Annotated in this window: 24 protein-coding genes and 1 pseudogene; 13 read left to right on the plus strand and 12 right to left on the minus strand. The window is 69.6% G+C overall.

What is annotated here, in order from left to right; genetic code table 11:
* The 5 genes from JHN63_RS13540 to JHN63_RS13560 all read right to left on the minus strand — a co-directional run.
* Positions 1–763, minus strand: a 763-nt coding sequence (locus JHN63_RS13540) for an NAD-dependent protein deacetylase of SIR2 family (protein WP_200680035.1), incomplete at its 3' end; no start/stop codon positions are given.
* The gene (locus tag JHN63_RS13545; protein ID WP_307781885.1) at positions 760–1,761 is read right to left on the minus strand and encodes a protein-ADP-ribose hydrolase; all 1,002 of its coding nucleotides are present in this window, start codon (positions 1,759–1,761) and stop codon (positions 760–762) included. The genes JHN63_RS13545 and JHN63_RS13540, both read right to left, overlap by 4 nt.
* 47 nt (positions 1,762–1,808) lie before the next feature.
* Positions 1,809–2,132, minus strand: a complete 324-nt coding sequence (locus JHN63_RS13550; protein ID WP_200680036.1) for a hypothetical protein — start codon at positions 2,130–2,132, stop codon at positions 1,809–1,811.
* A gap of 31 nt (positions 2,133–2,163) precedes the next feature.
* Entirely contained in the window at positions 2,164–2,925 is a 762-nt protein-coding gene (locus JHN63_RS13555; protein ID WP_200680037.1) for a nuclear transport factor 2 family protein, read from the minus strand.
* Positions 2,922–3,611 (minus strand): DsbA family protein, encoded by a 690-nt coding sequence (locus JHN63_RS13560; RefSeq protein WP_234476544.1) that lies wholly within the window; start codon positions 3,609–3,611, stop codon positions 2,922–2,924. The genes JHN63_RS13555 and JHN63_RS13560 overlap by 4 nt, the downstream gene beginning before the upstream one ends.
* A 120-nt stretch (positions 3,612–3,731) precedes the next feature.
* On the opposite strand from JHN63_RS13560, the gene JHN63_RS13565 reads away from it, so the two are divergent.
* From JHN63_RS13565 to JHN63_RS13585, 5 genes are all read left to right on the plus strand, one after another.
* Complete coding sequence (locus JHN63_RS13565; RefSeq protein WP_200680038.1) at positions 3,732–4,628, plus strand: helix-turn-helix transcriptional regulator; 897 nt, start codon at positions 3,732–3,734, stop codon at positions 4,626–4,628.
* Between the two features lie 223 nt (positions 4,629–4,851).
* Positions 4,852–6,141, plus strand: a complete 1,290-nt coding sequence (locus JHN63_RS13570; protein ID WP_200680039.1) for a bifunctional glycosyltransferase family 2/GtrA family protein — start codon at positions 4,852–4,854, stop codon at positions 6,139–6,141.
* A gap of 17 nt (positions 6,142–6,158) precedes the next feature.
* The gene (locus tag JHN63_RS13575; protein ID WP_200680040.1) at positions 6,159–8,411 is read left to right on the plus strand and encodes a glycosyltransferase family 39 protein; all 2,253 of its coding nucleotides are present in this window, start codon (positions 6,159–6,161) and stop codon (positions 8,409–8,411) included.
* Positions 8,412–8,462: 51 nt separating this feature from the next.
* The gene (locus JHN63_RS13580) at positions 8,463–9,206 is read left to right on the plus strand and encodes a response regulator transcription factor (RefSeq protein WP_200680041.1); all 744 of its coding nucleotides are present in this window, start codon (positions 8,463–8,465) and stop codon (positions 9,204–9,206) included.
* Positions 9,203–10,741, plus strand: a complete 1,539-nt coding sequence (locus JHN63_RS13585) for a cell wall metabolism sensor histidine kinase WalK (RefSeq protein WP_200680042.1) — start codon at positions 9,203–9,205, stop codon at positions 10,739–10,741. Before JHN63_RS13580 ends, JHN63_RS13585 begins: the two co-directional genes overlap by 4 nt.
* 21 nt (positions 10,742–10,762) lie before the next feature.
* Here JHN63_RS13585 and JHN63_RS13590 read toward each other — a convergent pair whose 3' ends face one another.
* The 6 genes from JHN63_RS13590 to JHN63_RS13615 all read right to left on the minus strand — a co-directional run bounded on the left by JHN63_RS13590 (position 10,763) and on the right by JHN63_RS13615 (position 17,747).
* Positions 10,763–11,554 carry an MHYT domain-containing protein gene (locus JHN63_RS13590; RefSeq protein WP_200680043.1) on the minus strand — a complete coding sequence of 264 codons (792 nt, stop codon included), beginning with the start codon at positions 11,552–11,554 and terminating at the stop codon, positions 10,763–10,765.
* Positions 11,555–11,669: 115 nt separating this feature from the next.
* Positions 11,670–12,557, minus strand: a complete 888-nt coding sequence (locus tag JHN63_RS13595) for an intradiol ring-cleavage dioxygenase (RefSeq protein ID WP_200680044.1) — start codon at positions 12,555–12,557, stop codon at positions 11,670–11,672.
* The gene (locus tag JHN63_RS13600; RefSeq protein ID WP_200680045.1) at positions 12,554–13,609 is read right to left on the minus strand and encodes a maleylacetate reductase; all 1,056 of its coding nucleotides are present in this window, start codon (positions 13,607–13,609) and stop codon (positions 12,554–12,556) included. The genes JHN63_RS13595 and JHN63_RS13600 overlap by 4 nt, the downstream gene beginning before the upstream one ends.
* A gap of 5 nt (positions 13,610–13,614) precedes the next feature.
* A complete protein-coding gene (locus tag JHN63_RS13605) occupies positions 13,615–15,408 on the minus strand; it encodes an FAD-dependent monooxygenase (protein ID WP_200680046.1) in 1,794 nt (597 codons plus the stop codon).
* Between the two features lie 127 nt (positions 15,409–15,535).
* The gene (locus tag JHN63_RS13610; protein ID WP_200680047.1) at positions 15,536–16,486 is read right to left on the minus strand and encodes a helix-turn-helix domain-containing protein; all 951 of its coding nucleotides are present in this window, start codon (positions 16,484–16,486) and stop codon (positions 15,536–15,538) included.
* Positions 16,487–16,847: 361 nt separating this feature from the next.
* Positions 16,848–17,747 (minus strand): LysR family transcriptional regulator, encoded by a 900-nt coding sequence (locus tag JHN63_RS13615; protein WP_200680048.1) that lies wholly within the window; start codon positions 17,745–17,747, stop codon positions 16,848–16,850.
* Positions 17,748–17,832: 85 nt separating this feature from the next.
* On the opposite strand from JHN63_RS13615, the gene JHN63_RS13620 reads away from it, so the two are divergent.
* From JHN63_RS13620 to JHN63_RS13630, 3 genes are read left to right on the plus strand one after another with little or no spacing between them, the layout of a single operon-like run.
* Entirely contained in the window at positions 17,833–19,023 is a 1,191-nt protein-coding gene (locus tag JHN63_RS13620) for a thiolase family protein (RefSeq protein WP_200680049.1), read from the plus strand.
* Entirely contained in the window at positions 19,020–19,691 is a 672-nt protein-coding gene (locus JHN63_RS13625) for a 3-oxoacid CoA-transferase subunit A (RefSeq protein ID WP_200680050.1), read from the plus strand. The genes JHN63_RS13620 and JHN63_RS13625 overlap by 4 nt, the downstream gene beginning before the upstream one ends.
* On the plus strand, positions 19,688–20,377 hold the full coding sequence (locus JHN63_RS13630; protein WP_200680051.1) for a 3-oxoacid CoA-transferase subunit B: 690 nt from the start codon (positions 19,688–19,690) through the stop codon (positions 20,375–20,377). The genes JHN63_RS13625 and JHN63_RS13630 overlap by 4 nt, the downstream gene beginning before the upstream one ends.
* Before the next feature lie 100 nt (positions 20,378–20,477).
* Here the strand turns inward: JHN63_RS13630 and JHN63_RS52620 are convergent.
* Positions 20,478–20,778 (minus strand): annotated as a pseudogene (locus JHN63_RS52620) (aldo/keto reductase); the annotation flags it as partial.
* A 494-nt stretch (positions 20,779–21,272) separates the two neighbouring features.
* On the opposite strand from JHN63_RS52620, the gene JHN63_RS13640 reads away from it, so the two are divergent.
* The 5 genes from JHN63_RS13640 to JHN63_RS13660 all read left to right on the plus strand — a co-directional run bounded on the left by JHN63_RS13640 (position 21,273) and on the right by JHN63_RS13660 (position 25,995).
* Complete coding sequence (locus JHN63_RS13640; protein WP_200680082.1) at positions 21,273–22,922, plus strand: FAD-dependent monooxygenase; 1,650 nt, start codon at positions 21,273–21,275, stop codon at positions 22,920–22,922.
* A 41-nt stretch (positions 22,923–22,963) separates the two neighbouring features.
* Positions 22,964–23,422, plus strand: a complete 459-nt coding sequence (locus JHN63_RS13645; RefSeq protein ID WP_200680053.1) for a VOC family protein — start codon at positions 22,964–22,966, stop codon at positions 23,420–23,422.
* Between the two features lie 43 nt (positions 23,423–23,465).
* Entirely contained in the window at positions 23,466–24,209 is a 744-nt protein-coding gene (locus tag JHN63_RS13650; protein WP_200680054.1) for a dienelactone hydrolase family protein, read from the plus strand.
* Between the two features lie 11 nt (positions 24,210–24,220).
* Positions 24,221–24,532, plus strand: coding sequence for a DUF6295 family protein (locus JHN63_RS13655; RefSeq protein WP_200680055.1), 312 nt, complete (start codon positions 24,221–24,223; stop codon positions 24,530–24,532).
* A gap of 134 nt (positions 24,533–24,666) precedes the next feature.
* Positions 24,667–25,995, plus strand: coding sequence for an ABC transporter substrate-binding protein (locus JHN63_RS13660; protein ID WP_200680056.1), 1,329 nt, complete (start codon positions 24,667–24,669; stop codon positions 25,993–25,995).
* Positions 25,996–26,049 lie beyond the last annotated feature (54 nt).

Raw genomic sequence — 26,049 nt, forward strand, 5'->3', positions numbered from 1 at the left:
GGGTGGGGTTGACGCGTACGAGGCGGGCGTGGGGGCTCTGGCGGGTGAGGTGTTCGCCCGGCCATCGGATGACGCCGGGGGTGTTGAATCCGGCGCCGAACTCGAGGATGAGCAGGCGGGTTCCGGCGGTGGTTCCCAGCCAGTCCTGGAGGCGGCGGCCCGCGGGGAGATAGGGGTCGTCGACGAACTCGGGGCCGATACGGAGGTTGATCTCGACCTCGCCGCCGCAGTTCGGGCAACGGGGCAGGGGACCGGTCACGGCGCCGGTTGCCGGGTCGTACGCGGCGAGGAGCTGTGCGACGAGGGGACGGCTGTCCCAGGTGGTCGGGGTACAGGGGGTCGTGCACTGGTAGCGGCCGTAGTCGCCCTGCGGGGTGAAGATCCGGTCGGGGGCGAAGCCGTTGCGGGCGAAGAGAGCGTCCACGTTGGACGTCATCACCCAGTGGTCCTTGCCGGCGACGAGGGAACTCAGTTGCTGGTAAAGGGGGTTGGGGCGTGAGGAGAAGCGGATGTCGTCGATGTGGACGGCCCAGTAACCCCACCACAGCTCGGGCGGCAGGGGTACGCCGACGAGGTAGCGGGAGCGCAGGCCGAGGCGGTGCAGGGCAGGGAAGAGTTCCCGGAAGCGGTCTTCGTCGCCGTAGTCGTATCCGGCGGCGGCGCTGAGTCCGGCACCGGCGGTGATCAGGACGCGGTCGGCCTCGCCGAGCCAGGTGTGTATCGTCCCGGCGGCGGCTTCCAGGTCGAAGGTGGGCTCGTTCATCGGGGCTGGTTTCCTTCGGTCAGTGCCTGCACGTACGCGGCGCGGTCGTCGTCCGCGTACACGTTGAAGACCACGCGGTCGAACCGCCCGGGGTGGAGGTCGAGCCAGTCGGCCACGGTGTTGAGGGCGATGCGGGCGGCGGGCGCCTTGGGGTAGCCGAAGACGCCGGTGCTGATGCCGCAGAACGCCACGTTGCGCAGGCCGCTCACGTCGGCGGCGAGGTCGAGGCAGGCGCGGTACGAGGCCGCCAGTGCGTTCCGGTGCTGCGGGAGCACGGGGCCGTCGACGATCGGGCCGACGGTGTGCAGGACGTGGCGTGCGGGCAGGTGGTAGCCGCGGGTGATCTTGGCTGTGCCGGTCGGCTCGGGGTGGCCTTGGAGGGACATGATCGTGTCGCAGTCGGCGCGAAGGCGGGGGCCCGCCGCGGCGTGCAGGGCGTTGTCGATGCATGCGTGCATCGGGGCGAAGCAGCCGAGCAGGGCGCTGTTGGCGGCGTTCACGACGGCGTCCGCGCGGAGGGTGGTGAGATCGCCCTGCCACAGCACCGTGCGGTCGGCGGCCCGGTAGGTGGTGTGGGGGAGCGTGTCACGGACGGTGGGCAGCGAGGCGGCGTCGGTGGTGTCGCGTGCCAGGCGTTCGCCGGCCAGGAGCGTGTCCAGCACGCGGGTGGTCCCGGTCGGCAGCGGGGCGGGCTCCCGGAGCGTCAGCACCGCGCGCAGGAGCCGCCGGGCAGCGGCGTCGTCGATCCGGTCCGCGGCGCCGCGGTGCAACCCGGCCTTCGCCGCTGCCGGGTCGTCGGCCAGCAGGGCGAGCGCCTCGCGTACCAGGCCGGCGGACCGGTCGCCAGGGTCGTGGTCGGCGTCGGGGCCGAACGGCTCGTCCAAGGCGACAGTGGTTCGGTAGGCGGCGAGCGGCAGCGGGGTCGGGTACACGGGGTCCTCCGGACGGTGAGCTCGTGACGGGTCGATGCGGTAGGGGTCCGCCGAAGAGCGCGCCACCGTGCCCTCCCGGGTCGGGCAGGGCACGGTGGACGAGTGAGGGCCCCTCAGACGGGTTCGAGGGTTCCGGTGTGGAGTTCGGCGACGCGGCCGTCCCCCGTCTCGTAGGTCCAGAAGGCGTGGACCGTAAGGGTGTTGAGGTTCATGAGGTGGGTGACCGTCATGCCGGACTTCTCTGCCCAGCCGAGCATGAACAGGCCGGGGGTCACCTCGGCGGTGTGCAGGGTGACGGTCTCCTCGGAACCCTCGGTCGGGCCTTCGAGGGTCTCGTAGCGGAGGGTGGTGCCGTCGGCCGCGTAGGTGTTGCGGAAGACGACCCCGTTGTCGACGCGGAAGACGAAGGTCTTCCCGGCGTAGGTGAGCTCACTCATCGCGTTGTCTCCTTGCGGACGGCGCGCGGCTTCAGAACAGGCCGTTGGTGTGGGGCAGTTCGGCGGGGATCGGGGAGATGACGTCCCAGTGCTCGACGATCTTGCCGTCCTGGACGCGGAAGAGGTCGTAGTAGGCGACGGGGACGCCGAACTCGCCCTCGGACTGGAGCAGGACGAAGTCGCCCTCGGCGATGACCTTGTGGACGGTCCTGTAGACGAGGTTCTTGCCCTGCTCGGCCCACTTCGCGGCAGCGGCACCGAAGCCGTCGAGGCCGTCGGCGGCCTGCGGGTTGTGCTGGTCGTACGTCTCGGTGGAGATGTAGTCGGTGAGCACCGAGTAGTCGGCGCCGACCAGGACCTTCTGCGCGAACTCGGCGACCAGGGCCCGGTTGGCCTCGGTCTCCTCGGGCGCGGTGACCTCGGTGGGTCCATCGGTCTGCGAGCGCCCGGAGGCGGTGTCCTTGACCTGCGGGGTCAGGGCGTCCCAGTGCTCGGCGAGCTTGCCGTCGGCGTCGACGCGGAAGACGTCGAAGGCGACCAGCGGGTCCGGCCCGAAGCCGTGGTACGTGCCGTGCAGGGCGACCAGGTCTCCGTCGGCGATCACCCGGGCGCCCTCGTAACCGAAGCCCTCCGGCAGGCCCGCGACCAGTTGGCGCAGGGCCTCGGGACCGTCGGCGGCAAGGCTGCTGTGCTGGGTGTAGTCGGCGGCGACCCACCGGTCCACCGCGCTCGGGTCCTTCTTGCCGAACAGTTCTCCGGCGGCGGTCAGGACGGTGTTCTTGGCGTTGCTCATGACAGTTCTCCTTGCAAGGGCAGGTCTTGGACGGGGGCTTGGGGGAGGGAGGTGGTCAACCGCTGGTCGAGGGCGGCGGTCAGGGAAGCGGCCGTGGAGCCCGCGCCGCCCAGCTGGTCCGCGCCGTGCGCGGTGTCCAGCAGAAGCGTCGGGTACGAGAGCACACGGAGGCGGCGCAGCGCGCGGAAGTCGGCACGGGCTTTCACCCTGCCGGCCGGGGAGTCGAACACCGCGGTCACGGCGTCCGCGTCCAGGCCGAGCGCGACGGCCATCTCCCGGTAGACCTCCGCGTCGGACAGGCTGCGGCCGTCGACGAACCATGCCCGCTGCATGGCCTCGGCCGCGTCCAGTTCGCTGATGCCGGGCTGGTCGCGCAGCGCGGCCAGCCCCGCCGCCGCGGCGGTGGAGTCGAGCACGGTCGTTCCCCGCGACAGGGCACGGTCGTAGCCCGTGCCGAAGGTGGCTCCGGTCAGCCGCGTGATGGTGCCGCGTTCGGCCGACAGGTGGGGATGGGCCGCGATCGGCAGCGTCCGGGCACCGGTGTAGAGACCGGCCGACACGACGCGGATCCGGATGCGGTGGGCGTTCTCCTCGGCGAAGGCCCGCAGGGTGGGGCCGAAGCCGAAGCACCAGGCGCAGTACGCGTCGAAGGCGTACGTCAGGGAGGCTGTTTCCGTCGAAGCCATGACCCGCCTCCTCTCCTACCGACTGCTTACTGATTTCCGACATCGAGTGACGTCGGCTGGGCTGACAGCTCCAAGCTAGAGCTGCTGAGCAGGGTGAATGAGATACGCTGGCGACTAGTGATGGTCAAAAAGCGACATGATGCCGACCGGGGGATTCCTGAGATCTCCTTCGCGGCGCCCGCGGGTACCCCCGCAGGCGTCGAGGTGCTGACCCTCGCCGACCTGCGCGACCGCGTATCCGGCGAGCGGCTCGCGGCCCCCCAGCGCCCGGACTTCCACCACCTGATCACTCTCACGGGCGGAACCCTCTGGCACACGGTCGACTTCACCTCCTACGCCCTCGAACCCGGTTCATGGCTGTGGGTTCGGCCCGGCCAGGTCCAGCAGTGGGGCGACCTCACCCACGCCGAGGGCACGCTGATCCTGTTCCGCCAGGAGTTCCTCGACCCGGCCACCACTGCCGGCGCCCGCACCGAAGACCCGCACGCGCCGGTCCTGCGTCGACCCCTGCCCGAGGACAGCCGGACGTTGCTACAGGCCGCTGACCATCTCGCCGCCGAGTTCCAGGCCCTCGGACGGCTGCCCCTGGAAATCCACACCGCGGCCCTGCGTCACCTGCTGGCCGTCCTCGTCCTGCGGCTGGCCCACCTCACCGCGCCGGCCGGCAGTCCAGCCCCTGAACCGGACGCGATCTACCTGGGCTTTCGTGACGCGGTGGAGACGGACTTCGCCCGCACCCGCCGGGTCGAGGACTACGCCGAAGCGCTCGGCTACTCGGCCCGCACCCTCGCGCGCGCCACCCTCGCCACGGCCGGCCTGGGCGCCAAGGAGTTCATCGACCGACGCGTCGTCCTCGAAGCCAAGCGCCTCCTGGCCCACAGCGATCACAGTGCCGCGCGCATCGCCGACCGCCTCGGCTTCTCCAGCGCCACCCACTTCAACAAGTACTTCCACCAGCGCACGGGCCAGACCCCGATCGCCTTCCGCGACACGGTCCGCGGGCACGGCCCGAGGTGAGACCTGCCCGTCCGGGAGGCCGTACTCGTCCGCCCTCCGGCGCGCCATGGTGCAGCTGTGCTCCGAGCGCATCGTGGGAGCACTTTCGGCCATAGATCTGACTCCCCGTCAGTTCTCGGTATTCTCCCCCGGCCCCCACAGGCGAGACGGCAACAGTGAGGCTCCGGCCCTGGATCAGGGCCTATGAGCCGCAGTCTGCCGTCCCCTCATGCCTGAGGAAGCCATGACTCCCACCCCCCACCTCGCCGAACTCGCCGCCCGAGTGGAGCGTCCCGCACCCTTCCAGCCCGTCGCGCGTTCGGTTCTCCCGCACGCCGGAACCACGACGGTGGACATCGTGGTTCCGGTCTACAACGAGGAACGCGCCCTGCCCGGGTGTCTTCGTACGCTCCACGCCCGCCTGGACCGGGAGTTCCCGTTCCCCTGGCGCATCACGGTCGCCGACAACGCCAGCACCGACGACACCCTGGCCACCGCCCGCCGCCTCGCGGACGAACTGCCCGGCGTCGGCGTCGTCCACCTCGACCGCAAGGGCCGCGGTCTCGCCCTGCGTACCGTCTGGGGCGCCAGCGACGCCGACATCGTGGCGTACATGGACGTCGACCTGTCCACCGGCCTGGACGGCCTGCTCCCCCTGATCGCGCCATTGGCCAGCGGTCACTCCGACCTCGCGATCGGCTCCCGGCTGGCTCCCGGCTCGCGCACGGTGCGCGGACCGCGGCGCGAGTTCGTCTCCCGCTGCTACAACGGCATCATCCGGCTCACCCACGGAGTCCGCTTCACCGACGCCCAGTGCGGATTCAAGGCGGCGCGGACGGAAGTGCTCCGGCCGCTGCTCGACGTGACCCGCGACGACGCGTGGTTCTTCGACACGGAGTTGCTCCTGCTCGCCGAACACAACGGACTGCGGATCCACGAGGTCCCGGTCGACTGGGTCGAGGACGTCGACACCCGGGTGGACGTGGTGAGCACCGCCAGGGAGGACCTGCGGGGCCTGTGGCGGATGGCGCGACTCAAGGCGTCCGGTGACGCCCGGGTCGAGGTGGTGCCGCGTCCCGAGCCGGCCGCGGAGCACCCCGACGCCGTCCTCGCACCCTCCACGGGACGCGGCGCGCTGTCGTGGGAGGTCGGCTGCTTCGTCGCGATCGGTGTCGTCTCCACGGTCGGACAGGCCTTGCTGTACTGGCTGTTGCGCGGTTGGTGGTCTCCGGCCGTCGCCAACCTGATCTCGCTGTTCGTCCTCACCGTCCTGAACACCGAGGCGAACCGGCGCCTCACCTTCCGGCACTCCACCTCCCCGCCCGCCCGCGTGCACCTCGGTGCGGGAGGCCTGTTCGTGCTCGGCTACGTGGTCACGTCCGCGGCGGTGCTGTGGTTCAAGTGGCTCGACCCCGGTGCCTCACCGGCCGCGGAGACCGCGGTCCTCACCACGGCGTCCGTCGCGGTCACCTGCGTGCGCTTCGCCGTGCTGCGCCTGGCCGTCTTCGCCGCCCCCCGTAGCCGTAACCGTTGACGAGAGCGAATCCCCACATGAGCAACCACGCGCACATCAGGCCCGCACCAGCGGCATCGGCACCCGACGGGGAGCGTGCGCATACGACCACGGCCGTCCGTCGCATCCCCGGCTGGGCGGCACCCGCGGCGCTCGGAGCCGTCCTCGTCGTCGCGGCCGTTCTGTACGGCTGGGCGCTGAACTCCCTTGGCTGGGGCAACAGTTACTACTCGGCGGCCGTGAAGTCGATGGGGATGAACTGGACCAACTTCCTCTTCGGCTCCTTCGACCCGGCGGGCGTGATCACGGTCGACAAGCCGCCGGCCGCGCTGTGGCCGCAGGTGATCAGCAGCAAGATCTTCGGACTGCACGGCTGGGCGCTGATCCTGCCGCAGCTGCTCGAAGGCGTGGCCGGCGTGCTGGTGCTGCATCGCACCGTGCGCCGCTGGGCGGGGGAGGCGGCGGCGCTGGTCGCGGCTCTGGTGCTCACACTGACGCCGATCACCGTGGCCATCAACCGGGACAACAACCCGGACACGCTGCTGGTGCTCCTGCTGGTGTCGGCGGCGTACGCACTCACCCGTGCGTTGCAGGCCGAAGGCCGGGCCGCGACCTGGTGGCTGTGCGCGAGCGGGTTTCTGATCGGGTGCGGGTTCCTCACCAAGATGCTCGCCGCCTGGATGGTCGTTCCCGCGTTCGCCGTCGCCTGGCTCGTGGGAGGAAGCGGCGCCTGGATACCGCGAGTGCGGCGTCTGCTGGGCGCGGGGGCCATCCTGGCGGCGTCCTCCTTGTGGTGGGTCGCCATGGTGGCCCTGTGGCCGGGCGACCGACCGTACATCGGCGGCAGCAAGGACGGCTCGGCCTGGGACCTCGTGATCGGCTACAACGGCCTGGGCAGGGTCTTCGGCTCCAGCGACGGAACGCCGCAGGGGATGGGCGGCGGCTCAGGCGGTGGATTCGCCGGTGGATTCGGCGGCCGGCCCGGCCTGAGCCGACTGTTCGAGACGCAAGTGGGCGGTCAGATCAGCTGGTTGCTGCCGGTCTGCGGGCTGGCTCTCGCGGTCGCGGTCGCCTGCGCGGTACTGCGCCGGCGCGGCCGGGTGTCCGACTCCGCCCTGCTGCCGGCCTCCGGCTGGCTGCTGTGGGGGACCTGGCTGGTGGTCTGCGCGGCCGTGTTCTCGACCCAGAAGGGCATCTTCCACCCGTACTACACCACTCAACTGGCCCCGGCGATCGCGGCGTTGTGCGGCGGGCTGGTGGCCGCCCTCGTCCGTGCCCATCGCGCCGGTCTGCGGTGGGCGCCTCAGGTGGGCGTCGCCGCGGTCGTGGTGAGCGTGGCCTGGGCCGTGGTGCTGGTCCGCCGTGAGCCCGACTGGAACGGCTGGTTGGTGTGGCCCGTGCTGTTGGTCGGTTGCGCGGCGGTCGTCCTGTTGGTGCTGTCACGAAGCCGTGGCCGACTGCTGACGGTCGCCGGCTGCGCCGCGGTCGCATCGGTTCTGGTGGCACCGGGAGCGTGGGCGGCGACCGTGCCCGGCTCGACCGGCATGGGGGGTTCCAACCCGACGGCAGGTCCGACGACGTTCGGAATGGGCGGTGGCGGTGGAATGCCCCGGCAGAGTTCGAACGGCGGAGGCCTTCCGTCGGGGATGCCGTCCGGGATGCCGAGCCTCCCCGGCGGCGGCGCCCCTTCGGGACAGACCGGTGAACCCTCGACCGGCGGAATGCCGTCCGGCATGCCCACAGGAGGTGCGAACGGTATGCCCGGTGCACCCGGGGGATCGGGTTCGAACGACCGTGCCACCCCCTCCTTCCCGGGCGCCGGCTCGGGCGGCGCCCCTGGTGGGCCCGGCGGTGGCGCCGACGCGAAACTCACCGCCGACCAGCGCAAGATCATCCGGTACGCCGTCGAGCAGGCACCTGACGCACGCATCAAGCTCGCCGTCGAGGGCGGTGCCCTCAGCGCCAGCGCCTTCATCCTGGGCACCGACGAGACCGTCATCGCCATGGGCGGCTTCACCAACAGCGACAACTCGCCGTCGGTGGCCGAGTTGGAGAAATGGACCAAGGACGGCGAACTACGCTACATCCTGGGCTCCGACACGAACGGCGGCAGCGCGCCGGGCCTGTCCGGCGGATACACCAAGCAGCGCTCCGACTGGATCGCCGACAACTGCACCAAGGTCCCGGCGTCGGCGTACGGCGGCACCTCCGACACGTCGGCACAGAACAACGCCGGTGGTGTGATGGGGTTCGGAGGAAGCAACGTGCTCTACGACTGCGCCGCCAAGTAGCCGACGCCCGAGCGACGGTCGCGACACGGCAGAACGGGGACCAGCAGACGCATGACCGAGCAGCCCACAGCCGCGCGACCGCGACGTCGGCTCCTCGTGGTCGAGGACGAACCCAGCATCCGCACCCTGCTGGAGGCAACGCTTCGCCTGACCGGTTACGAGGTGAGCAGCGCCGATACCGGTCGGGCGGCCCTCCTGGAGATCCAACGCCTGGACCCCCACCTGGTGTTGCTGGACGTGATGCTGCCCGACCTGGACGGCTTCGAGGTGACCCGCAGGCTGCGGGCGGCAGGGAACGACTGTCCGATCCTGTTCCTGACCGCCCGCACCGGCACCGACGACCGCATCACCGGCCTCAGCGCGGGCGGGGACGACTATGTGGCCAAACCCTTCAGCATCGAGGAGGTACTGCTGCGCATCGAGGCCATCCTGCGGCGTACGACGCCGGCCACCGAATGGCAGGTGGTGGAGAGCGTTCTGCGCCATGCCGACCTCGAACTCGACGAGGGCGCCCACGAGGTGTACCGCGCGGGGCAGTACGTCGCCCTGTCGCCGACCGAGTTCAAGCTCCTGGCCTACCTCCTGTCGAACGCGGGCCAGGTGCTGAGCAAGGTCCAGATCCTCGACCACGTCTGGGGTTTCGACTTCGCGGGCGACTCCCGGATCATCGAAACGTACGTGAGGTATCTGCGTAGGAAGATCGATTGTTTCGAACCACCACTGATTCACACCGTGCGGGGCGTCGGCTACTGCCTGAGGCTTCCCCGCGACCAAGGGGGTACGGCGGACCAGTGACCCGGTTCCTGCCCCGGCCGCCCAAGTCGGTGCGACGGCGACTCATCCTCGGCGCCACCCTGCTTGCCACCGCGGCGGTCCTGACCTCCCAGGCGATGGGCTATGCGGTGCTTCGCTCCTGGCTGCTGGACCGTGTCGACGCGCAGCTCGTCGAGTTCCATCCACCGACTCCCGCCTACGACGACGCGCTCAAGGACGAGCTCCCGGAACCGGGAGAACGACAGGACGTGCTCCCCTCGGACTTCCGCATCTACTTCTACGACTCCTCCGGGCGCCGTCTCCACGGTGTCCTGAGCTCCGGGACCAGGCCCGGACCCCGGTTGACCGAGCACGCGGAGAACCTCGGACTGCGGGACGGGCACCCCGAGACCGTGCCCGCCGTCAGTGGCGACGGCCGCTGGCGGGTGCTGCTGAACCCTGGTCCGGACGACATGAGCGCCGTGGTCGCTCTTCCGCTGGACACCGTCGACGGCGCCACATCGAAGCTCCTGTGGCTGAACGCCGTGCTGCTCGCGGTGACGATCCTCGCCCTGATCGCCCTGGGCCGGTGGGTGGTTCGGCTGGGACTCCTGCCCCTGACCAGAATGGAACGGACGGCCCAGGACATCACCGCGGGCCGGCTGGACCTGCGGTTGGCGGACACCGACGCGCGCACCGAGATCGGACGACTCGGACGGGTCCTGAACTCCATGCTCGACCGTCTGCAGAAGGCATTGCTGGCCCGAGAGGCTTCGGAAGCCCGGCTTCGCCGGTTCGTCGCCGACGCCGGGCACGAACTGCGCACTCCGCTCACCGCCATCCAGGGCTACGCCCAACTCGGCCTCCGCCCCGAACCGCGCTCGGGCCTCGAACGGGACGAGGCCAACCGGGTCATCGCGCAGAACGCCGAACGCATGAGCCTGCTCGTCGACGACCTCCAACTGCTCGCGACCCTGGACAAGGAACCTTCCTACCGCAGGGAGCCGGTCGACCTGCTGTCCCTCGCGGCGGACGCCGTCAGTGCCGCCGCCGCCCACGGTAGGGGCCACCCCTTCACCCTCGGCCCGCTGCGCACTCCGGCCGATCCCACCGGGGCTGAGGAACTCGACGTGGCCGAGACTGTCGGCGACCCGCACCGATTGCGGCAGATCCTGGAGAACCTGCTCTCCAACGCCGGCATCCACACTCCGCCCGGCACCCGTGTCCACGTCCGCCTCGGCACGACCGAGGCGACCCCCGGTACCGGCGGCGTCGACCGTCCCGGACGTACCTCGGTCTCACCGCCCCTGCCGGAGGGGTTCCCGGTCGCGGTGATCGAGGTGGCGGACGAGGGACCGGGCCTCGAACCCGTCGACGCCGAGCACGTCTTCGAGCGCTTCTACCGGGCCGACCCCGCCCGCTCCCGCATCCACGGCGGCAGCGGACTGGGCCTGGCCATCGCCGCGGCCATCGCCGAGGGGCACGGCGGCCGCCTCGAACTCGACACGGCCCCCGGTCGTGGCTGTACCTTCCGCCTGGTCCTTCCCGCGGCCGGCCCCGGTCAGGAACCCCGCTGATCCCGGGTGTGCGTCGGACGCCTACTGCGTGGGGTAGGCGGAACCGGTCCCTCGCGGTGAGGGCGCCGCCCGCTCCGGATCGTCGTCAGTGATCATCATGTCGGGGTCGAACATGACGATGGTGCTGGCGATCAGGAGGACGGCGAGCGGACCGGCGAGCATCACCATGAGGAACTTCAGATTGCTGGTCGACTGGTCGATCGAGGCATGGCCGGTGAGCTGAAGGGAGAGGGCGGCCATGCCGATGTAGTGCGTGCCGGTCACCGCCACTCCCATGATCAGGCTCGCGCCCATGCTGGACCACAGGGCGTGGATCGAGACCGCTGCCCACAGTGCCGCGGTGGCGATCACGATGGTGAAGACGAAGGTGAGGATCACGATGCGACCGTCGTAATGGAGGCTGCCGTCGATCTTGATGGCGCTCATACCGAGCCCGTTCATGGTCACGATCCCGTTCCCGGTGATGATGCCGGCCGTCATCAGGACGAGCGGGGAACAGCCCCGGTAGCCGACGAGGAACATGCCGACGGCGACGCAGGCGATGACGACGACGAGACTGAGGAGTGTCTGATTCCGGTCGTAGTGGACCACTGCCTCCTCGACGTCGAAGCCGATCATGGCGATGAAGTGCATGGCCCATATGCCGCAGCCGAACGAGACGGAGCCCAGGGCCAGCCATCTGGCCCTGTGGTGCGGGCGTCGCAGTGACCGTGTCGTGCACCGTAACCCGAGCGACGCCCCGAGGGCGGCCATGACGTAGGCGGCGATCGGGGTCACCGCGCCGTAGTTGAAGTTGGAGACGGTGGCGGCCATACGTGCTTCCTTAGTGCGGGACGGCGGCCTGCGGCAGGGCAGCCCTACCGGGTAGGTCGGACACAGGGAACAGGGCTCCCGCGAACGCGCGACGGCTGGTGGGGCGGCCGAACAGTCACGTACCGGCTGGAGCCAGCACGATGTCGAAGGCGACCCGCGACCATGCGCCGTCCACCGCGCGGCCGTCCGGCGTCGGGGAGCCGGGGATCTGGCGTTCGAACTCTTTCACCAGCGACGGCTTGACCCCGAACACCGAGTCCGCGCCGAGCAGTTGGTCGCCCCGGACGAAGATGTGGGTGACCAGTGTGCGCTGTCCCGGGGCGCTGACCATGAAGTGCAGATGCGAGGCCCGCATCGGGGACCGGCCGACGGCTTCGAGCATCTTGCCCACGGGACCGTCGTGGGGGATGGGGTACGGCGTCGGTGTGATGCCCCAGAACGAGTAGCGTCCCTGGGTGTCGGTGAAGAGGTGGCCTCGGGCGGCGGTCCGGCCGTCGTCGTGCTGGACGTCGTAGAGGCCGTCCGCGTCGGCTTCCCAGACCTCGATACGAGCACCTGCGAGCGGCTGTCCCTTGCTGTCGGAGACGGTGCCCTCGACCCAGCACGGTTCCCCGCTCGCGCCGGCGGAGATGTCACCGCCGACGGGGATCTCGGGGCTGTCCTCGACGAAGAACGGGCCGAAGACGGTCGCCTCGGTCGCGTCGCCGTACGCCTCGTTGTTGATGGCGATGGTCTGCATCGAGATGCCGAGGACGTCGGAGAGCAGGATGAACTCCTGGCGCTTGTCGTCCGTGATGTGCCCGGCGGCGGTGAGGAATTCGATGGCCTTGGCCCATTCGCTCTCGGTGAGGCGGACGTCGCGGACGAAGGCGTGGAGATGGTGCACGAGCGAGGTCATCAGCTGCTTGAGCCGCGGGGCGGTGCAGTTGTCGAACGAACGGGCGACGCGTTCGACCAGGTCCGCCTCGCGATGCTCCTGTTCGGCGGAGACGGTGTCGGTCATCGGGGTTCCGTTCCTTCCCAGGCCGCGTGCAGCAGCCCGATGATGTTGTCGCGGGTCACGGGGGCCGGATTGCTCGGCGGCGCCGCGGCGAGGATCGCCTCCGCGGCGGCGGTGATGCCGGACTCCGGCATGTCGTAGTCGCGAAGCGCTCGGGGCGCGTCGAGCTGGGCGCGCAGGCGGCCGAGTCCACCGGTCGCGGACTCGGCGTCGAAGGCGGTGGCGATACGTCGCGCGGCGTCGGGCGCGTGGGGCGCGTTGAAGGCGAGTACGTGGGGAAGGACGACGGCGTGGGTCTGGGCGTGCGGAAGGTCGAACATGCCGCCGAGGACGTGACAGATCTTGTGGTGAAGGCCGGATCCGGCCGAGGCGAACGCCACCGCGGACAAGTAGGCGCCGTACAGGGCGTGTTCACGTCCGTGCAGGCCGCCCGGCTCGGCGACGACCAGAGGCAGCCCGATGCGCAGTGCACGGATGCCCTCGCCGGCCAGTGCCTGGTCGATCGGGTCGGTGCGGGGGGCCCACATCGAGTCGACGCAGTGTGCCAGGGCGTTGAGGCCGGATGCCACGCTGAGGCCGACCGGCAGGGTGAGCATGAGCGTGGCGTCGTACACGATCGTGCGCGGGAGCACCCGGGGGTCGGTGCCGGTGGTCTTCCGGGCGTGTTCGGTGAGTCCCCACACGTTGGTGGCCTCCGAACCCGCGTACGTGGTCGGCACCGCGACGATGGGCAGGCCGGTGGTGAGCGCCACCGCCTTGGCCAGCCCGGTCGTCGAGCCGCCGCCGACGCAGACGAGCGCGTCGACCTGATGGGTGTCGGCCTGGTTCCTGGCCCGCTCGGCGACCTCGACCGGCACGTGCATGGCCACCTCGTGGTGCCAGTGCGCCACGGACAGCTGCGCGGCGACCCGTTGGGCGAGTTCGCGCTCGGCCTCCCCGGCGATCACCATGACCCGTGACGCGCCCAGTTCCTTGACCTCGGCGACCAGAGTCTCCGCTGCCGCACCGGAGACGAACAGGACGCGCTGCGCGAGTGTGTCGTGGGCGAACCGCATGCCGGTCACGCCTTCCCCAGGATCTGGAGCAGCGCTGCACGCAGAGCACCCTCGGGATCTTCGGGCATTGTCATCGAGCGCCAGGCGATGTGCTTGTCGGGTCGCACCAGCACGGTGCCGCTCTCCTCGACCTCGCGCAGCTTCGCCCAGTCGTAGTACAGGTCCGTGACCTCCTGACCCGGCCCGATGACGACGGTCTCCAGCGGAATCCGGAGTTCTTGCTGCACCTTTGCGGCCACCGAGGCCCAGGCCTCGCCGGCGATGCCGGTGACGAGGGTGAAACGGTCGTAGGGGGCGAGGTCCATCATCGCCGTCCTGCTCATGGTGTCACCGACCCAGGCGTGCGGCAGATGGGCGCCGGGCACCGTGGACATCTCGTAGTACAGGTCGGGATCGCGGGTGGGCGCGGGCAGCGACGATCCGTCGGAGACGACCGCGGCCGACCGGTAGAACTGTCCGAGGTCCACCCCGTGGGCGTTGAACTCGTAGTTCTTCAGCTCCATCGCGTCGACCAGCGCGGCCCGCCTGGCCGCACCCTCGGGCGTGTTGGCCTTCCGTTCCTCGATCGCCGCGACCATCTCCTCCTCCGTCGTGGCGTCGAGTAGTCCGAGCACCTCGAAGAACTGCACGAACTCACGGCTGGACCGGTTCGCCCGTCGGACGATGCGCTCGGCGACCGGCGCCCGCTCGGTCGAGTAGGTGTCGAGCAGCTTCGGGTCCGCCTGACCGTGCAGCACGAGGGCGAGCTTCCACGCCAGGTTGTAGGAGTCCTGGATCGAGGTGTTGGAGCCCAGCCCGTTGCTCGGTGGATGCCGGTGGATCGCGTCCCCGGCACAGAAGACGCGGCCCTTCTGCAGGTGCTTCGCGAACATCTCGTTGTTGCCCCACAGACTGGTGCCGGTGATCTCGACGTCGATGTCGGGCATGCCGAGGAGGTCGCGCACGATCTGGGTCGCGGACGCCTCGTCGACGACGGGCGGCTCGTCGTTGATGTCGTAGCCCCAGACGATCAGCCACTCGTTCCACGGACGCACCATGCGCACCAGGCCGGCCCCGATGCCTCCGACGTTCGCCCCCGGCTGGATCACCCAGTAGAGGACCGAGGGGCGGTGACCCACGTACGCCGCGATGTCGGCCTTGAACGTGATGTTCATCGACCCCGCGATGTCCATCGCGCCCTCGTACGGCAGCCCGATGTCGGCGGCGACCTTGGAGCGGGCGCCGTCGGCGCCGATCAGGTACTTGGCCCGGATGATGTACTCCGCCCCGGTCAGCCGGTCCCGGGCAAGGACGTCGACCCCGTCCGCGTCCTGCGTGTGCGAGACGTACTCCGTGGAGAACCGCGTCTGCGTGCCTCGCGCGGTCGCGTTCTTGACCAGGATCGGCTCGAGGTAGGTCTGCGGGATGTCCACCACGAGGCACGGCGAGGCCAGTTGGTAGTCGGCTTCGCGCGCCGGGTGAGTTCCCCAGGTATGGATACGCCCGATCTCCTCACCGGCGATCGACGTGCAGAAGACCGTGTCGCCGACCAGGTGGTGCGGCGTGGCATCGGCCAGGACCTGGTCCTCGATGCCCATGTCGCGGAAGATCTCCATCGCCCGCTGGTTGGTGATGTGGGCGCGTGGCGTGTTCGCGGTCCACCGGTACTTCGTGATCACGATGTTGTCGACGCCGAGCGTCGACAGGAACAGCGCCGCCGACGCGCCGGCCGGCCCGGAGCCGACGATGAGCACGTCGGTCTCGACCACCGACGCCTCGGGCGGACGGGTCTCGGGCTGACCATCGTCGAACACGGGCATGTGCCACACCTCTCCTCGTCCCGGACAGGGGCTCCGGGCTGGTGCGAACGAGTGTCGGTGGACGTCCCCGGCCGATCCAACGATCCGGGCCGAGATGGCGGAAATGAGGATCGCCGGCCGCGACCGCTCAGTCTGCCGGCGTCGGGCGAACGTCCCCGGCGGTGATGCCGAACCGCTTGTGGAAGGTGTGGGAGAAGTAGGCGACCGAGGTAAAACCGCACCGTGCCGCCACGTCCGACGTCCGGAGACTGTCGGTCGTGTCGGCGGACAGCATGCTGTAGGCAGCGTCCAGTCGGCGCGCGAGGATGTGTCTGGGCACACTCGTGCCGACGGCTGCGAACAGACGCGACAGGTGCCGCTCGCTGATGCCCGTGCTGGACGCGATGTCGGCCGCGCGGAGCATCGGATCGGTGAAGTGCTCCTCGATGTACATCCGAGCCGCTGAGGTGTGTGCCACGGGCAGGCCGACCTGGCCGCGGGTGGCGAGCACCGAGACGAGTTCGAGTACGGCCTGCTCGTCCGCCGGCACGGGGCAGTCCCGGCGGACCGCCCGTCCCACGAGCCTGGCCAGGGCCCGGCCGTGCTGGTTCTGGCCGGGCCCCACGTCGACGGTGACGGGTGTGGGGACGGTCGCCAGACCGGTGATCGCGGAGAACTCCGACCGGGGCACCTTCACGGCCAGTTCGTCCAGGCCCTGGCCGAACGCCCGGAGGAAGGGACGGTCGGCATCGCAGACCAGGAGCTGCCCGGGCCGCAGCACCCGACGCTGCCCGTCCTGCTCGAACACGGTCTCACCCATGATCGTCACGTAGACGGCGATCGCCTCGGTGGGCTCGGCCTCGACCAGCTCGGCGGACCGCTCGACCAGGTGCCGAGTCCCACGGACCCGGGCCAGGTGGATCCGTTCGAGCTGGAGGTTCACCTCCGTAGCCTCGAACGACCGGGCGGCGGGCGGTCGGCAGGCGAGGGCGATCAAAGACTTCGCGTTGTGCCGCTCCCAGAGCTCCACCTGACGGTCCGTCTCGATCTGCGCGGTGGCGAAGCGATGGGCTCGGGGAATCCTGACGGTGTCGATCATGCCGCACCTGACCGGTGCCGCGCGAGGGTTTCGTGGAGGCGTGTGCGAGACGGGTACGTCATGATCCAGCCCAGACCTTGTTCGAAGACTCAGCGCCCGTGCACATCATGAAAGCCGGATTCCCGGGGATCGGCGCCATGACCAAGATCCACCGTGTGTCGGCTTCACTCGGTGAGAGCCGAGCCTATGCCGTCGTGTGCGACCGCGGCGAGGGGTGACTGGCTGTTCCAGGGCTCGATCCCCGGTGCGATCGCGGCAGACCGTACCAAGCGGGCCGCGTTCTCGCGAGATCTCAAGCCTGGTTTTCCTGGACCCGTTGCAAGGCGGGGGCGACGTGTCGCTCGTCGCCGAACCGGCGGGGTCAAGGCTCGCTACCGCTCGACATGTGCCGCTCGATCATCGCCGCTATCCGCTCGGTGGCCTGAGAATTGCGCTGCGGGCGGCGTGCGAGCGCCAGGGTGACGGTCTCGGTCTCGGCGAGAGGCACGTAGACCACCCGGTCGAGGCGGAGACTCTGCACCGATTCCGGGACCAGCGCCACACCGTGGCCGGCCGCGACGAAGACAGCGAGGGTGGAGGTCTCGCCCACCTCCGTCAACGGGGACGGTACGAATCCGGCCCGGGCGCAGGCGGCGAGGACCCGGCCGTGCATGGAGGACCGGCCCTGGGAGGGATGGATGACGAAGGGCTCGTCGGCCAGTTCCGCGAGGGAGACCCGACTCCGGTCGGCCAGCCGATGTCCGGCGGGAAGGGCGGCCACCAGCCGTTCGGACCGCAGGGCGGTGAAGCGCAGACCGCGGTCCGGCAGGTCGTCGGAGCGCAGCAGGGCGAGGTCGTAGGTGCCGTCCCGCAGGCCTTCGACCAGCGTGGGGTTGAGTAGTTCGCCGTGCAGTTCGAGGGTCACGTCCGGCAGTCGCTCCCGGACCTGCCGGGCGATCCTCGGCAGCACGTCGTAGGTGGCCGTGCCGACGAAGCCGATGGACACCCGCCCCGCCTGCCCGGTGGCGAGCAGCGCCATCTGTTCCTCCGCCCGTTCGACCTCGGCCAGGATCGACCGTCCACGGGTGACCAACTGGCGCCCGGCCTCGGTGAGTTCGACCCGCCTCGTCGACCGTGTGAACAGTGCCGTGCCCAGCTCGCGCTCCAACTGCTTGAGCTGCTGGGAGAGGGCGGACTGGGCCACGTGGAGCCGCTCGGCGGCGCGGCCGAAGTGACACTCCTCGGCGAGTGCGAGGACGTAGCGGATCTGGCGGAGCTCCATGACCTCAGCTTATCTTCGGTGGTGATTAATCGTGCTCCAATAGGTATTGGACGTGATTAATGAAGGCGGCCTACGGTCCCTGTCCATGGTTGACAGCTTCGTTTACAGCGCAGTGCGAACCCCTTTCGGCCGCTACGGCGGGGCGCTCGCCGAGATCAGGCCCGACGACCTCGCCGCCACCGCCGTCTCGGCGGTGCTGAGCAAGGTGCCCACGCTCGATCCCGCCGCCCTCGATGACGTGTTCTGGGGCAACGTCAACGGTGCGGGCGAGGACAACCGCAACGTCGGCCGGATGGCGGTCCTCCTGGCGGGGCTTCCGACGACGGTGCCCGCGACGACCGTGAACCGGCTCTGCGGTTCCTCCCTCGACGCGGCGATCATCGCCTCGCGCGCCGTGGAGAGCGGTGACGCCGACATCGTCCTGACGGGTGGGGTGGAGTCGATGACCCGGGCCCCGTGGGTGCTGCCCAAACCGTCCCGTGCCTTCCCCGCCGGCCATGTGACCGCCCTGTCGACCACTCTGGGCTGGCGCATGGTCAACGAACGCATGCCGAAGGAGTGGACCGTCTCGCTCGGCGAGGCCAACGAGCAGCTCGCCGAGCGGTTCGGGATACCGAGGGAGCGCCAGGACGAGTTCGCCGCCCGCTCCCACACTCTCGCGCACGCCGGCTGGGAGTCGGGCTTCTACGACGACCTGGTGGTGCCGGTCGTGGTGGACGGCGAGGCCGTCCTCTCCCGTGACGAGGGGATCCGGCCCGGATCCACTCCGCAGAAACTGGCCGGCCTCAAACCGTCCTTCCGGCCCGACGGCTGCATCACGGCAGGCAACGCCTCGCCGCTCAGCGACGGTGCGTCCGCCGTGCTGATCGGCTCCGAGGCGGCCGCCTCCCGGATCGGCAGCGCGCCGCTGGCCCGGATCGCCGGGCGCGGAGTGTCGGCGCTCGATCCGCAGATGTTCGGGTTCGCGCCGGTGGAGGCGGCCGAGCGGGCGTTGAAGCGGGCCGGGATCTCGTGGGCCGATGTCTCCGCGGTCGAGCTCAACGAGGCTTTCGCCGTTCAGTCCCTGGCCTGCGTGGACGCCTGGAGGATCGACCCGGCGATCGTGAACACCATGGGCGGCGCCATCGCTCTCGGCCATCCACTCGGAGCCTCGGGCGGCCGTATCCTCGGCACGCTGGTCGCACGTCTGCGCGCGTCGGGACAGCGGTGGGGGGTCGCCGCGATCTGTATCGGCGTCGGACAGGCCCTGGCCGTGGTCGTGGAGTGTGTGGCGTGAACGCGCGGGTGTGCGGGGACCCCGACGAGGCCGTCGCCGGGATCGCGGACGGCTCGACCGTGCTGGTGGGCGGGTTCGGCATGGCCGGTATGCCGGTCGAGCTGATAGAGGCGCTCATTCGTCAGGGTGCGACCGAGCTGACCGTGGTCTCGAACAACGCCGGAAACGGCGACACCGGGCTCGCGGCCTTGCTGGAGAAGGGGCGGGTGAAGCGGATCGTGTGCTCGTTCCCCCGGCAGTCCGACTCGTGGGTCTTCGACCGGTTGTACCGCGAGGGACGCATCGAACTGGAGGTGGCTCCCCAGGGCACGCTCGCCGAGCGGCTGCGTGCGGCCGGTGCCGGGATCGGCGCGTTCTACTCGCCCACCGGGGCCGGCACCCTGCTCGCCGAGGGAAAGGAGACCCGGGAGATAGCGGGCCGTACGCATGTCCTGGAGTATCCGATCAAGGGGGACGTCGCGCTGATCGGTGCCCACCGGGCCGACCGCATGGGCAACCTCGTCTACCGCCGGACCGCCCGCAACTTCGGGCCGGTCATGGCCACGGCGGCGACCACGGTCGTGGCTCAGGTGCACGAGGTCGTCGACATCGGCGCACTCGATCCCGAGAACGTGGTGACCCCCGGCATCTACGTCGACCGCGTCGTACAGGTGGTGCCCACAGCATGAACCCGATGAGTTCACCACTGCCCCTCGTGGAGCACCTCGGCCGGGGGCCGCTGACCGAGCACGAGATGGCCGCGCGGGTAGCGCGTGACATCCCGCACGGGTCCTACGTCAATCTGGGCATCGGCCGGCCGACCTTGGTGGCAGACCACCTTCCGGAGGGGGCGGGGGTGGTGCTGCACACCGAGAACGGGATGCTCAACATGGGCCCGGCGGCCCAGGACCGGCAGATCGATCCCGATCTCATCAACGCGGGCAAGATCCCGGTCACCGAACTGCCCGGAGCCGCCTACTTCCACCACGCCGACTCCTTCGCCATGATGCGCGGCGGTCATCTCGACGTCTGTGTACTGGGCGCTTTCCAGGTGTCGTCCGCCGGTGACCTCGCCAACTGGCACACCGGCGCCCCTGACGCCATCCCCGCCGTCGGGGGAGCGATGGACCTGGCGATCGGCGCCAAGCGGGTGTTCGTGATGATGACGTTGTTCACCAAGCAGGGTGTGCCGAAGCTGGTCCCTGAGTGCACCTGTCCGCTCACGGGCGTCGGCTGCGTCGACCGCGTCTACACGGAATTCGCGACGTTCCAGGTCGGCCCCGCGGGCGCCACCGTCCTCGAGACCTTCGGCATCCCGTACGACGACCTCGCGCGGCGCCTCGGTATGCCTCTGTCCCGTTCGGACGGGACCTGAGGTGCACGCGCACCGACGGCTGTACTGCTAGCTCCTGTTCTGGAGCAGCTTGTGCGGCACACGGCACACGGCACGCGGCGGGTGTCGTACGGCGCGCGCCGCCGATCTTGCCTTCGTCGCGCAGGGCGGTCATCACCGCGAGTTGGTCGTCGAGGTCGACGACTTGATCGCCGTGCGGGCGCAGCCCGGGGCCGGAGTCGAGGCGGCGGAGGTTGACCACCGCTAGCCGGTCGATGTCGAGGCTGCGCAGGTTGTCCTCGACGCTCGCGCGCAGTTGCTCGGGCCGCTGTGCCAGGCGCAGCGGCGGGTGTCCGCCGGGGTNCCACCAGGACGCCGTCCTCGGGGCGCAGCACCTCGCGGATCACGTCGTTGGCGAACCCGGAGCCGTAGAACTCGGCGGTCGTGCAGGCGCTCGAACGGGCGGTGCAGAGCAGTTCGGCCTGATAGAGCGCCATCTCCCGGTGGCCGATGGGGGTGGCCGCCCACTCCGGAGTTCGCTCCGCGGCGGCGATCGGAGACACGTACTCGGGACCCACCCGGGCTGCCCTCCCCACCCCGGCTTCCAGAGCTCCGCGTGAAACGGGTCCCCTCTCGCTGTGTGCCCGGCGGCTGCCCGATTCACCGCTGGCAGCCGCAGAGTGCTTCCCCGCCAGGAGCATTTGACCGAGCTCACGCGTGTCCTCCTCGGGATTGCCGGTGGCACTACGCCGAGAGCGCTCACATGCGGGCGCTTCGCCACCGAAGCGGTCCCCGTCAACGTTCAGCGGCGGCTCGGCGACGTAACCCGCGCGAGACCTGGGCGAAAGAACTGCTCACAGAACGCTCGACATGGCAGGACTCCTGTGTCTATTTTGGAATCAGATTTCGCCTGACGGAATGGAGGTCAAGCGTGAGCATGGAAACTCTTGAGGCATCGACCTCGGTGGCGATCGCCGGAGGCGGGCCCGTGGGGATGGCGCTCGCCATCGACCTCGCGCAGCGTGGTGTGGCCAGCGTGGTCTTCGAGACTCGCGCCGAGGGGGACCGCTTCTCGGCGCGCACCAACATGACAAATGTCCGTTCGATGGAGCACTTCCGCCGCTGGGGGATAGCCGACGCGCTCCGGGAGAACGACCCCGTGAGCCCGCGGATCCAGCGGGATGTGGCCTTCGTGACACGGCTGAACGGGCATCTCATCCAGCACTTCCCCCGGGCCTACGAGTGGTCCGAGCGGCTGCCGATCGCCTCGGAGGTCGCCGAGTGGGCGCCGAACGAGGCGATCGAGAAGACCCTGCGAGCCCGGGCCGCGGAACTCCCGCTGATCGATGTGCGCTTCGGACACACCGTCGAGTCGTTCGAGCAGGACGACGACGGCGTCACCCTGCACGTGACCGGGCCCGACGGGCCGCAGGCGTTCCGCAGCGAGTACCTCGTCGCCGCGGACGGAAGCCGGTCGCGGCTGCGCAGCCGGATTCTCAATGTGCGTCTGGAGGGCAAGGCCAACCTGGCGCGGAGCTTCCTCTGGCATCTGTGTGCCCCTGGGCTCGCCGAGCACTGGAAGGCCTCGCCCATGGTGTCGATGACGCTCTTCTACAACGAGGACCGTTACTGCGACAGCCTGGTACCGCAGTCCGGCGAGGACCAGTGGGCGTACTTCTGTTCGCCGGTGCCCGGTCACGTCGACGGCGACGACTGGGAGGCGTGCCGCGACATGCTCTTCCGCGCGGTCGGTACCGAGTTCGAGGTCGAACCGCTGGAGGGCGGGACGTTCATCACCCACTCGATGCAGGCGCCGCGCTACGACTTCGGCCGGGTGCTGCTCGCGGGAGACGCCGCCCACCTGGTCTCCCCGATGGGCGGGTTCGGTATGAACATCGGCATCGGGGACGCGGCCGACCTCGGATGGAAGCTGGCGGCACTCGTCCAGGGATGGGGCGGCCCCCTGCTCCTGGCGAGCTACAGCATCGAGCGGGGCGAAGCGGCCCGGTTCATCCTCGACGGCTGCGAGCGCAATCAGGCCGTGGGCGCGTCGCAGCTGGTGCGCGACGGTATAGAGGACCCGGGCCCTGAAGGCGATGCCGTGCGTGCCCAGGTCGCCGAGGACATCCAGGTGCAGAAGGCGCGACAGTTCAAGCGCATGGGTGGCCAGTTGGGCTACCGGTACTCCAGCTCGCCGATCGTCCTGCGCGACGGCTTTGAGGAGCCGCCGGCCAACTTCGAGGACTACGTCCCCTCGGCGGCGCCGGGCAACCGGGCTCCCCACTACTGGCTCAAGGACGGTTCTTCCCTCTACGACCACATCGGCCTGGGGTTCACCCTCCTGGTACTGGACGAGTTCGACACCGAGCCGCTGCGCCGAGCGGCCGCGGCGCGCGGCGTCCCCCTCGACGTGGTCACGCCCGGCGAGCCCGACCGGGCCGCCCTGCACGACCTGTACCTGGCACCCGCGACCTTGCTCCGCTCGGATCATCACGTCGCCTGGCGAGGCCACGCGATCGACGACGTCGACCGGCTGCTCGACGTCGTCACCGGTTCGTCGGCCTGGCCGACGACCGTCACCCCCTGAATCGCGCCCCTCGGCGCCCCACCACGTAAAGGAGTCTCACCATGCCCAAGGTCACCCGTCTCGGCCACGTCGGCCTGTTCGTCACCGACCCGGAGGTCATGCTCGAGTTCTACTCGGGCTTCCTCGGTATGACCGTGACCGACCGCGACGAGCGGCGCGTCTTCCTCAGCTCGCGCCCCGGCGAGGAGCACCACGAACTGCTCCTGGCGAAGAACGCGGAGCGGCACACCGACCCGCAGCAACTGTCCTTCGTGGTCGAGTCGTTGTCGGACCTGCGGGAGTTCTACGCCCAGATCGTCGAGCGGAAGTACTCGATCGACCACATCAACAACCACGGCAACGCGATCGGTTGCTACTTCCGCGACCCGGAGGACAACCGCGTCGAGGTCTACTGGCACACGGGTATCGACTGGCCGCAGCCGTTCAGCCAGGCGATCGACCTGTCCCTGAGCGAGGCGGAGCTGCTCGGCCTGCTGGACGAGATGCAGGCGTCCGCGTGATCGCGCCGGGACTCCTGAGAGGGGAACTTCCTTGAAGGAAGGCATGTTTGCCGAGGTCGTCGGATTCGTCGGCCACCGGGACACCCCCATAGAGGGCTACCTCGCCCGGCCCGTGACCACCGAGCCGACCCCCGGAGTCGTGGTGCTCCACCACGCACCGGGACTCGACCCGTGGTGCAAGGAGGTGGTGCGGAACTTCGCGACCCGGGGCTACACGGCGCTCTCTCCGCACCTCTACCACCGGCGCGGTCCCGGCCACTGGGCGGACGTCGCCGCCGCCGCACGTGCGGAGGGGCTCGCCAAGGCGATGCCCAACGACCAGGTGATGGGCGACATCGCGGGCGCCACGGCGTACTTGCGGGCGCAACCCGGCGCCAACGGGAAGGTCGGAGTGATCGGCTTCTGCTCCGGCGGCCGACAGGCGTTCCTCGCGGCCTGCGACGTGCCCTCGCTCGACGCGGCGGTGGACTGCTGGGGCGGGAGCATCCTCCCGCAACCCCCCGATCCCGGTCGTCCGGGTCCGGCACCGAAGGGCGTCATCCACAGGGCACCTGACATGTCGATGCCGCTTCTGGGGATCTTCGGCAACGACGACCTCAACCCCACCCCGGACCAGGTCGACGAGATCGAACGCGTCCTGACGAAGCACGGGAAGTCGTTCACGTTCTTCCGCTACGACGGCGCCGGCCACGCGTTCTTCGCCTCGGACAAGCCCAACTACCGGCAGGAGCAGGCCGTGGACGGGTGGGAACGGGTCTTCGAGTTCTACAGCGAGCACCTGCGCTGAAGGAGGACAGTATGTGCACTTGGCTGACCGAGCAGATCGGTATCGCCGGTGCGGCGCGGGGAGTGCCGGACTGGCTGAAGGTGACACGGGCCAACGTCTTCTACGACCACCCCGTCAGCGCTCCGTACGACCACGCGTTGATCATCGACTTCGTGAACCCTGACGCCGGCGTGGGCGCTCGGGTCGGGATCGAGCTCAGCGCCGCCTCGGCGCGGGAACTGGTGCGAGCCATCACGGCAGCACTCGAAAGCCCGGAGGCCCGGGCCGACCTCGCGGCCCAGTCGCAGGTCCCGGCCGGTTCGGAACAGGAAACCGTGTCGTAACTCTTGTGGGGTTTCGGGCACGCTGCTAGGTTCACCGCATTCCATCTAGTGGAATTAAATTCCGCATCTAATCTCCGCCTTGAAGGTCTCAATGGCCGCCCCCGGATGGATCTGCGGGAAACAAGGAGTCACACATGCACAAGGACGTGTTTGCAGACATTCCGGTCGGTCGGCGCACGAGGACCGCCGTCGTCGGACTGAGCGTGGTGCTCGGTCTGACGGCTGCCGGCTGTGCCACCTCGGACAGCACCGCCACAACCCAAGGGGCCACCTCCCCCCGTAGTTCCAGCTCCGCCGACCCCTGGGCGGTGACGGATCTGGCCGGCTACACCGGCGGCAGGTCGGGGGCGGCCGACACCGGCCTCACACCGGTGAAGATCGGGTGGGTCAACCAGCAGGGCGGGTCGCTGGAATACCCGAACGCCACGCTCGGGGCCCGGGCGGCGGTGAAGTACGTCAACGAGAAACTCGGCGGGATCAACGGTCATCCGCTCGAACTGAGCACCTGTTACGTGGTGGACAGCGAGCAGGAGGGCAACTCCTGCGGGCTGAAGATGGCCAACGACGACGACATCAAAACCGTCCTCGTCGGCACACTGATCAACGGCGGCCAGTCCATGCGGGCGGTCGTCCAGGGCAGCAAGCCCATCCTGATGTCGAACTCGATCAGCGCGCCGGACGCCACCGGCAAGAACGTCTTCATCTTCAACGGCAACCCGGACTCGATCTTCGGAGGTCTGGCGTCCTACCTCCACGACAAGGTCAAGGCCAAGAGCGTGGCCGTCGTCTACCCGCAGGACGCCCAGAGCATCGGCGGCGTGGACGTGATCCGCAAGGACCTGAAGAAGCTCGGCATCAAGCTCAAGGCGGTCGGGTTCGACCCGTCGACGACCAATCTCACCGCAGCCGCGGTCGCCGCCGGCGTCCAGACGGCCGACGCGGTCGTACCGCTGGTGTCGTCGCCGCCGAACTGCGTCTCGGCGGCCAAGGCGCTCGACTCCCTGGCGGTCAAGGCCCCGATCGTGTCGACCGGCTCCTTCTGCTTCTCCAAGGCCGTCGCCCAGGGACTGGGCGGTGAAGCGCCGAAGTGGTTGCAACTGTCGACGCAGACCAACGTCGCCGACACCTCCCTCACCGATGTGCGGGCCTACCTCAAGCAGTCGCAAGCCGCCTCGTTGAGCGCGGGCGCCCAGACCGACTCCGACGCGACGCTCGCCTGGAGCCTGGTCATGACAGCGACGAAGTTCCTCAACGCGGCCGGTGGCGCGGACGCGACCACGAAGACCGTGGCGAAGGCCGCCCAGTCGTTCCACGGTCCGATGCTCCTGGGCAGCTCGACGGTCAAGTGCGGTGCCTACAGCGACCAGCCGGGACTCTGCGGCGCCCAGAGCCGGGTCTTCGAGCACACCGGCGGCAACACCTTCTCGGCGGCCACCGACTGGATCACCCCGTCCGGACTCTGACGGACGACGACACGTCATTCACCTACCGCAACCTCGATCAACCCTCTTTCAGAC

It is taken from the genome of Streptomyces sp. MBT65 (assembly GCF_016612545.1).
Classification (GTDB): domain Bacteria; phylum Actinomycetota; class Actinomycetes; order Streptomycetales; family Streptomycetaceae; genus Streptomyces.

Bases quoted from the DNA above. Each gene is read 5' to 3' on its own strand.
- JHN63_RS13600 (WP_200680045.1), bottom strand. From the start codon at position 13,609: ATGCGGTTCGCCCACGACACACTCGCGCAGCGCGTCCTGTTCGTCTCC.
- JHN63_RS13605 (WP_200680046.1), bottom strand. From the start codon at position 15,408: ATGCCCGTGTTCGACGATGGTCAGCCCGAGACCCGTCCGCCCGAGGCG.
- JHN63_RS13630 (WP_200680051.1), top strand. From the start codon at position 19,688: ATGAACCCGATGAGTTCACCACTGCCCCTCGTGGAGCACCTCGGCCGG.
- JHN63_RS13560 (WP_234476544.1), bottom strand. From the start codon at position 3,611: ATGGCTTCGACGGAAACAGCCTCCCTGACGTACGCCTTCGACGCGTAC.
- JHN63_RS13645 (WP_200680053.1), top strand. From the start codon at position 22,964: ATGCCCAAGGTCACCCGTCTCGGCCACGTCGGCCTGTTCGTCACCGAC.
- JHN63_RS13575 (WP_200680040.1), top strand. From the start codon at position 6,159: ATGAGCAACCACGCGCACATCAGGCCCGCACCAGCGGCATCGGCACCC.
- JHN63_RS13615 (WP_200680048.1), bottom strand. From the start codon at position 17,747: ATGGAGCTCCGCCAGATCCGCTACGTCCTCGCACTCGCCGAGGAGTGT.
- JHN63_RS13650 (WP_200680054.1), top strand. From the start codon at position 23,466: ATGTTTGCCGAGGTCGTCGGATTCGTCGGCCACCGGGACACCCCCATA.
- JHN63_RS13620 (WP_200680049.1), top strand. From the start codon at position 17,833: ATGGTTGACAGCTTCGTTTACAGCGCAGTGCGAACCCCTTTCGGCCGC.
- JHN63_RS13660 (WP_200680056.1), top strand. From the start codon at position 24,667: ATGCACAAGGACGTGTTTGCAGACATTCCGGTCGGTCGGCGCACGAGG.
- JHN63_RS13610 (WP_200680047.1), bottom strand. From the start codon at position 16,486: ATGATCGACACCGTCAGGATTCCCCGAGCCCATCGCTTCGCCACCGCG.
- JHN63_RS13550 (WP_200680036.1), bottom strand. From the start codon at position 2,132: ATGAGTGAGCTCACCTACGCCGGGAAGACCTTCGTCTTCCGCGTCGAC.
- JHN63_RS13565 (WP_200680038.1), top strand. From the start codon at position 3,732: ATGGTCAAAAAGCGACATGATGCCGACCGGGGGATTCCTGAGATCTCC.
- JHN63_RS13580 (WP_200680041.1), top strand. From the start codon at position 8,463: ATGACCGAGCAGCCCACAGCCGCGCGACCGCGACGTCGGCTCCTCGTG.
- JHN63_RS13640 (WP_200680082.1), top strand. From the start codon at position 21,273: ATGGAAACTCTTGAGGCATCGACCTCGGTGGCGATCGCCGGAGGCGGG.
- JHN63_RS13570 (WP_200680039.1), top strand. From the start codon at position 4,852: ATGACTCCCACCCCCCACCTCGCCGAACTCGCCGCCCGAGTGGAGCGT.
- JHN63_RS13590 (WP_200680043.1), bottom strand. From the start codon at position 11,554: ATGGCCGCCACCGTCTCCAACTTCAACTACGGCGCGGTGACCCCGATC.
- JHN63_RS13555 (WP_200680037.1), bottom strand. From the start codon at position 2,925: ATGAGCAACGCCAAGAACACCGTCCTGACCGCCGCCGGAGAACTGTTC.
- JHN63_RS13595 (WP_200680044.1), bottom strand. From the start codon at position 12,557: ATGACCGACACCGTCTCCGCCGAACAGGAGCATCGCGAGGCGGACCTG.
- JHN63_RS13655 (WP_200680055.1), top strand. From the start codon at position 24,221: ATGTGCACTTGGCTGACCGAGCAGATCGGTATCGCCGGTGCGGCGCGG.